Here is a 7530-nt window from a genome sequence, read left to right as displayed (position 1 = left end):
TGTCCAACACTTCGGATAGGTGTCGGCTGCGCGACACATATCCTTATCTGTTAGCGACAGTAAAGCTGAAGACAGCCAAAGCTTCAATGTTAATGTTACTGCACCGGGTAACAATGCTCCTGTTATCGTTTCTGCACCAATTTCTGAGGCTGTTCTGCAAGAGCTTTACCTTTATCAGGTCGTCGCGATAGATGAAGAATCGCATCCTCTGACGTTCGAACTGTTAGACGCACCAGTGGGAATGGTTATTGATGCGGACACTGGTCTTATTACTTGGAAACCGGAAAGTTTAGATCCACCGACGACAGTGCGTGTTCAGGTTAAAGATGCTCCGGGGTTAACCGATAATCAGCAATACCAGCTTACCGTCGTTTCTGTGGCCAATGAATCGCCACAGATTACCTCTCTACCCGTTGAAGTGGTTGCTAAAGAGCTACCTTATTATTACCAGGTTACAGCTACGGATGACAAGGACACACAACTGCATTTCAGTCTGGTGCATGGTCATAAAGGCATAACGATTGACCCTATTACCGGAGAGGTGCAGTGGCAGAACGTCTTATTGCCACCTCAGGGATTTGAGCAAACTAATCAGCAATGCAAAATCATTCAGAGCACGACAACTCGCGTGAGTGGTAGTGCAGATGTTTTTGTCGTAGTGGATGAATCTGGCTCTATGTCTGGAGAGCACAATTGGCTTAAAGACTTGGTGCCGTCGTTGGAAGCTGGTCTGGTTGGTGCGGGCGTTGGTGAAAGCACAGCGAAGAACCTTTATGGTCTGGTCGGATATGAACGCGGGTCCCGCTATCTGGTGGTTGATGGGGAGGAAATGGTTGAGTCAGTCAGCTTTAGCCGTTTAGTGGCGCAGTTAAGGCTCTACGGCGGTACAGAAGATGGTTATCGTGCAATGAAAGGAACGCTGGACACTTACTCATTGAGAACAGACTCGGCGAAGAACTTAATCCTTGTTACAGATGAAGATAGAGATGTCACCCTATCTTGGTCTTACCAACAGATGTTAGAGCAACTCAAGTCAACCGGGACCTTACTCAATGCTGTCACTAACTCATCGTTCAGATGTGACGATAGCAGTTCTGCAATGGGTATGACTGCTGAAGGAATAGGTTTTGTAGCCGATGGCAGTGGCAGTTACTACACCTGTAGTGGAACAAGTGCTGTAAATGGTTCTGGCGCCAGTGTAAGAGATTACGTGAACCTGGCCATTGAAAGCGGGGGAGCAGCCTGGGACCTTAACTTCCTGCGAAGTGGGGGGCTTAGAGCGAAGTCTTTCTCTGAGGCGATTGTTGATATTAAGATTAAGGAGATCATAGATCAACTCCCTCCTATTTATCAGGCCGATTTACAAGTTAACCGGATAACGCTTTCAGAAAGCAAGAGTGGGTTGGTACAGGTAGCTGCGATGCTGAACAACCGGGGGCTGGCAGACACAACTCATCCTTTCGCTGTCGCTTTCTATAGCCAAGGTGTTTTTATTGGGCAGGTTGATGTTCAAAACCTCGCTGCAGAAAGTAGCCAACCATTGGTGCTAAAAGATATACCAGAAAGCGTCTTGGGTGATGACATTGCAACCATCGTTGTTAGTAGCAATGAGGAGTGCCTGACCGATAACAATGAGACGCGCGCCATGATTGCCAAAGTTAAAGTGACGGATAGTCAAGCGGCAGAAGCTACACAATGGTTTGCGGTTAACGTGGCGGAGAGCAATGAGTCCCCGGTCATTGAACCAGTCCCTCTAATTGTGCTTGAGGTTGGTGAGAAATTCCAATTAGCGTTGAACGTTTCAGATTCGAATGTTGGGGATGATTTTTCATTCGCCCTTGTTGATGCACCTGCTGGCATGCGTGTCAACGGTACCAGTGGTGTTGTCTCGTGGCAGCCAACGCAATCTGACGTTGGGCAGCTGATGGCTGAAGTTGCAGTGCAAGATCTCGCGGGTCTGCAGTCGACAACACTGCTTTCATTTGATGTTCTCGATTTTCTACGGGCACCAATAATTATCAGTGAGCCGTTGTTAAAAGCGCAGGTAGGGGCGAGTTACTATTACCAAGTGGTAGCAGAGAGCGATCGAAATGTCCGTCTTGTTTATCAGCTTATCGAGTCACCAGAAGGAATGATCATTGATGAAAACACGGGTGAAATTAGCTGGCGTCCGGATCAAGTCAGTGGAGATGGCGGACACAGCGTTATCGTCGAAGTTATCGATGATAAAAACTTAGCTGCCATCCAGTCGTTTGTTATCTCTGCCGTCACCACAGGAGACGCTCCAGAGTTTACCAGCACACCTACAACGTATCTGCAATTGGGCGAAACGTTCACATACCAAGTGTTGGTATCGGACAGCTTAGGACAACCGATAGACGTTAGTCTGCAAGCTTTCCCGGACGGAATGACCCTTGATGCTAACAACTTGGTATTGTGGCAGCCGAGTAAATCAGGGACGTATTCTGTTAGGGTTGCTGCGAGAAGTGCCGGAGGACTCGTCACAACTCAGAGCTTCGATGTACAGGTAGTTGAAACTGCAAATCAACCACCACTCATTGCAAGCCAACCAAGTTGGCGAGTTCAGAGTAATGGGGACTTGCACTATCAGGTGCTGGCTTCAGATCCAGAAGGTGAATCGCTGTCATACCTGTTGATGGAAGCACCTGCTGGAATGGTGATAGACACGGATGGTTTAGTCATATGGCCAGCCAGTACACAACTTGACGGAAAGTTCAGCGTACGTATCCGAGTCGCTGATCAGTCGGGCGTCTTTGCGGAGCAAAGCTTTACCTTTAGTTACTATCCGAGTAACGCCGCACCGGAGTTTACGAGTAGTCCAACAGGTATTGCAGCAATTAATACCCCCTACAAATACTTGGTGTCTGCTAAGGATCCAAATGGTGACCCAGTATCGTTCTCGTTGGCAACGGCTCCTGAAGGGGCTGTGTTAACCGCGTCAAATGAAATCGAATGGACACCAAATGCTTCCCGGTTGGGTACGCACACCTTTGTTGTTGTTGCTGAAGACCCTTTCGGTATGCAAAGCACACAAAGCTTCAATGTTACTGTTCGTGAAGTGTTAAACAATGTTTACCCTGTCATCACATCCGTCCCTCTACTTGAAGCCTTTGTGGGGACCAGTTATCAGGACCTTATTATTGCAGCGGATCCTGATGGTGATGCTCTAACTTATCGCTTAATTGAAGCGCCAGCAGGAATGACTGTCTCTGGAAACGGGACGGTAACCTGGCTTCCTGAAATCAAACAGAAGGGAAGTAATCCCGTTACTTTAAGGGTTTACGATAACTACGGTGCGTATGCGGAGCAAATGTACAGCATTCGTGTAAACAGCGGAAACGAGCCGGTAATAACGAGTACCCCTGTACTATCAGCGTATAACGGGATGGATTATGCGTACCCGATGACAGTGGTTGATTTGGACAATGATCCTTTACGTTATCAGCTTGACGAAGGCCCTGTAGGGATGGCAGTAAGCAACTCTGGCGTTCTCTCTTGGAGTGTCATTGAAAACGATGTTGGTGATCATTACGTAAGTGTTTCGGTGTTTGATTCCGTTGGGAACAGTGATACTCAGAAGTTCAATCTAACCGTTAAATATCTCGGAGAAAGCCAACCGCCAGTGTTGACAAGTTTACCTAAACTTCGTGCCCGAACTGAGTTTGTGTACCTTTATCAGGTTGTTGCGAGTGACCCTGATGGCGATGCATTGCGATATCGCCTGCTTAGCGCGCCAGAAGGAATGGGTATCAGTCAGTCCGGACTCGTTCAATGGTTAGCAAACAACAAGCAGGTTGGGTTGCAGGACGTGGAGCTGGAAGTGAGTGACTTAACTGGGAAGGCTGTCACTCAACGTTTCGCGATAGAAGTAACAGCGCCGGGTGAGTTTAATCGCCGTATTTGTCGCGTACCTTTGCAGTAACCACCGGAATATAGGGATATAAATATGAAATCTAGCAATATTGCGCTTGAGTTCTGGCGAAATACCGGTGGCTTTCTCCGGATGGTAGCCTTAACTGTGGCGATGCTTTACCTGTTTGTCTTCTACTCGCCTTCTGCGATGGCGATGCTCGCGGCAAAAGAGCATTATGAAAATAGGGATGTAGGCATCGAATTGATGAACAGTGTTGAGGCATTGCGTCAACACACTTCCAAATACCTTGCTAGTTTTACTGGCAAGGAGGGTGATGACAAGTTAGCAGAGCTAAACGAGATGCGTGTGGCGCTAGCTGAAAAGTTTCAACGCTATGTTTCGCATTCCGTCAACATCATCGCTGATCAAAAGGATGAAGCTGAACATGCGTTGCGAAAGCAGCTCAGTGAGGCCGTAAAGACAAATGATGTCCAGAAAGTTAAATTGGTCAGCGATCAGCTGTCTATGATGTTCAAGCATTATCACTCAATGATGGAAGCTGCTAGCGCTCTCGGTCAGGCAGATTTCAATTCTGTCACCGAGTCTCAAGAGCTTGCGGGTAAACTGCATCAATCATTGGCATCGATAAAGCTGGGTCCAGCTCCTCACCAATACAATAGTGAAATACTGCCTTTCGGCCCTCTTTCTTCTGCTGTTCACGAACCAGCCCCTTCTGTTGAAGCACTTCAGGATTATCTTGGGCTCTTGAGCCAAAGCAATCAGGCTAATGCACGCACAGTTTCAAGTTATGCGTCAGACCCAGCGTCAGACATGTTCTTGCAGTTTAATGAAGATAACCAAGTAACTGAACGCTTAACACAGCTAGCCACAGAGCTGAATCACGATCCGTTGGCTATCTATAACTATGTCTACAACACCATAGAGTACGTTCCTGCACATGGTTCGATTCAGGGGGCAGACTATACCTTGTTTAGCAAACGAGGTGGGGCAATTGACCAAGCCAGCCTGTTGGTCAGTTTGCTACGGGCTTCAAACACCCCTGCACGTTATGTCTATGGCTCGGTGGAAGTTGATATTAGTCAGTCACTTAATTGGGTTGGCGGTGTTAGAAATGTCGAAGCACTGCAAAATCTGCTTGGTCAGGGTGGCGTACCTAATGTTCTGATTACGGATCATAACGGCGTTGCAAAGCGCCTTAAGATGGAGCATGTATGGGCAGAAGCGCAAATTGAAGGGCAATGGGTCGCATTAGACCCTAGCTTCAAACAGTACACCCATGAGGAAGGTATTGATCTAAACGCAGCGATGGATACTGACCCGGACCAATTATATGCCGCGCTAACAGCAGCCGCTGATGTTGATTATGAGAACAAAACGGTTCGTGGACTTGATCAAGCCTATGCCGCTCAACTTGTTTCGGAGCTGGAAAAGAAAGTCGAAGACTATATTCAGCTTAACCATCCCAATGCGAAATTTAATGACATAGCGGGAGAGAAGAAAATTGTCAAAACTGAAGCTGAAGTGCTTCCTGTGGCGTTGCCATACATTTCTGTTGTCGCCAGCCAGCCGTTGGCTCAACTACCAAGCAATATAAGGCATAAGTTTGGGTTTACGCTGAACGATAACTACCTAAACACTCACCTCAATGTGGAAATGTCGCTCCCTGCATTAGCCGGTAAAACGTTGGCGCTGCATTTTACACCAGCTACTCAGGCCGATATTGATATGCTAAATGCTAAGCTGCCACAAAGTGAAAGTGAAGCGACGTCATCAAATGCGAAATTACCGTATGGATTAATCCAAATGGACGTAGAGTTTCTCGTCGATACGCAGGTGGTAGCGACGGGAAATCGGAGTTTTTCTCTAGGGGAAGAACTTAATACCTCTAAAGGCTTTTGGACGCCCCGATTTGGATGGGAAAAAACTGACAGCCCTGTCATCGCTGGTGAGTATCAAGCAATTGGTATTGACTACCATGGTATTGAACCGGGTATGTTGGCAGATTTGAAAGCGAAAAATGCCGCTGGCAGCCAACAACTGGGTGCTGGAAACATAGATACGCTAACCAAACACGATACAGTAGGGCTTTTCCTGCAAACAGGGATACATAGCTATTATGCTATGGTCAACCTCCAACAAACATTGTTGGCGAAATCTGCAAAAGTTGTGAACTATATTCAACCTAGCTACGGTACATTCAGTACTGATTTGAGCGTTTCTTACTTCTTTGGCGTTCCTCGTAGGGTTTCTCCCGGTGGGCTGGGAATGGATATTGATAGGCTGGCAAACAATGCGGAAGCAGCGAATAACTGCCTGGACGACTGGCGAGATTATCACCGTAAGACAGGGGCGGTTTCGTCATATCTTGAAAACTTAGTACCAGAAAAAATGCTGGATGATGGTACCAACAATCCGCAAGGTATTAGTGCTGTTAAAGCATTGGGTATTGCTGGTCAACAAGGTCAAAAAATTTACACATTGACTAATAGCAACCAGTTTTTACTCAGTGAGATTGCAATCGATGATGAAGCAAGAGCTGAAATAAACAGTGCGATTGCATCGGGTAAAGATGTCATCGTTCATGAGAAACCTGTTTCTGTCGTTGGTTGGACTGGCTCAGGCTACATTATCACAGACCCTGTCACTGGTTCTGGAGCTTATAAGATTTCAGGTGGAGAAAATGGTGGCTACGTGAGCGATGAGATGGCGGTATATTTTAGCTTTATTGGTTTTGGTATTGGACTAATTTCGACTTCACTAGCATTAATGATTAGTTTGCTAATAGCCGGGACACTTTTGATTGAGCTTTGGTTAGATCTTATGGTTTACGATAATGGTTCAGAGTTTTGTCGTGACATGATGGTTTCATTGTTTGTCGTTATTGGTCTTTTACCTTTCTTATTGGGACTTGCAGGTCTGCCAATCATAGGATTCCTTGGGCTTTACATTGGGATTATGGCTGGTTTGGTTGTGTCCCGAGCGCTTGAGGTGATATCACTGACAGGAAGTCGCTGTCCAAATCAGCCACCTACAGTGCGATAAAAGAATTCCACCAATATAGAGATGAGGAAATGCGTGATTAGTGATTCGATCTTTTTAGTTTACTTGGCAAGTGCATTACTAATATTGTCGTATGTGTTAGTCGGTTTCGGTATTGTAAAGCGTATTGCGCAGTGGAACTTAAATTCATCAGATAAGTGTGTGATTTTCTTGGCGGTGATTTTTATCTATCTATTATCGGTTTTCGAGGTGATAGATATAGTTAATGACTTATTTCACCTAACCAGTTAGTTCGAAATATCTTTATCTACTTAATTATATTTATGAAAATGAGGTGTGTAATGGAAATATTATTTTTGATTGCTTTTGTTATTTCGCTGTTAAATGTGGTGTACGCGTTAGCTACAAAAAATATATTCTTTTCCGGTGGTTGGATTAGTTATTATGATAATAAGCTAAATTTTTTTGCCGGTTTGGTTACTTTTATAGCATTTATTTTTTTCTATGGTGGTTTTTACTTTTTTATTTTTCCATCATTATAATCTTCATACGCTAATGAAGTTTACTTTTGCTATCTCCAGCAGTTTGCTTAGCTCGTTGTATATTAATATAAATGTTTAAACTAAGTGTTTTAT

3 protein-coding genes are annotated in these 7530 nt (G+C 45.4%); all 3 read left to right on the top strand.

What is annotated here, in order from left to right:
• Positions 1-19 precede the first annotated feature (19 nt).
• The 3 genes from Q0V26_RS14590 to Q0V26_RS14580 all read left to right on the top strand — a co-directional run bounded on the left by Q0V26_RS14590 (position 20) and on the right by Q0V26_RS14580 (position 7437).
• Complete coding sequence (locus Q0V26_RS14590; protein ID WP_297483027.1) at positions 20-3943, top strand: putative Ig domain-containing protein; 3924 nt, start codon at positions 20-22, stop codon at positions 3941-3943.
• Positions 3944-3967: 24 nt separating this feature from the next.
• On the top strand, positions 3968-6937 hold the full coding sequence (locus Q0V26_RS14585) for a transglutaminase-like domain-containing protein (protein ID WP_297483024.1): 2970 nt from the start codon (positions 3968-3970) through the stop codon (positions 6935-6937).
• 299 nt (positions 6938-7236) lie between these two features.
• Positions 7237-7437 (top strand): hypothetical protein, encoded by a 201-nt coding sequence (locus tag Q0V26_RS14580; RefSeq protein WP_080155824.1) that lies wholly within the window; start codon positions 7237-7239, stop codon positions 7435-7437.
• The last annotated feature ends 93 nt before the right edge of the window (positions 7438-7530 follow it).

The sequence above is a fragment of the uncultured Photobacterium sp. genome (assembly GCF_947039875.1).
Classification (GTDB): Bacteria; Pseudomonadota; Gammaproteobacteria; order Enterobacterales; family Vibrionaceae; genus Photobacterium.
The sequence above is the reverse complement of the archived record's forward strand: the minus strand, read 5'-3'. Positions and strand labels throughout refer to the sequence as shown.

What these genes read in the sequence shown, in the direction of transcription:
- Q0V26_RS14585 (WP_297483024.1), top strand. Translation starts at nt 3,968, where the DNA reads ATGAAATCTAGCAATATTGCGCTTGAGTTCTGGCGAAATACCGGTGGC.
- Q0V26_RS14580 (WP_080155824.1), top strand. Translation starts at nt 7,237, where the DNA reads ATGGAAATATTATTTTTGATTGCTTTTGTTATTTCGCTGTTAAATGTG.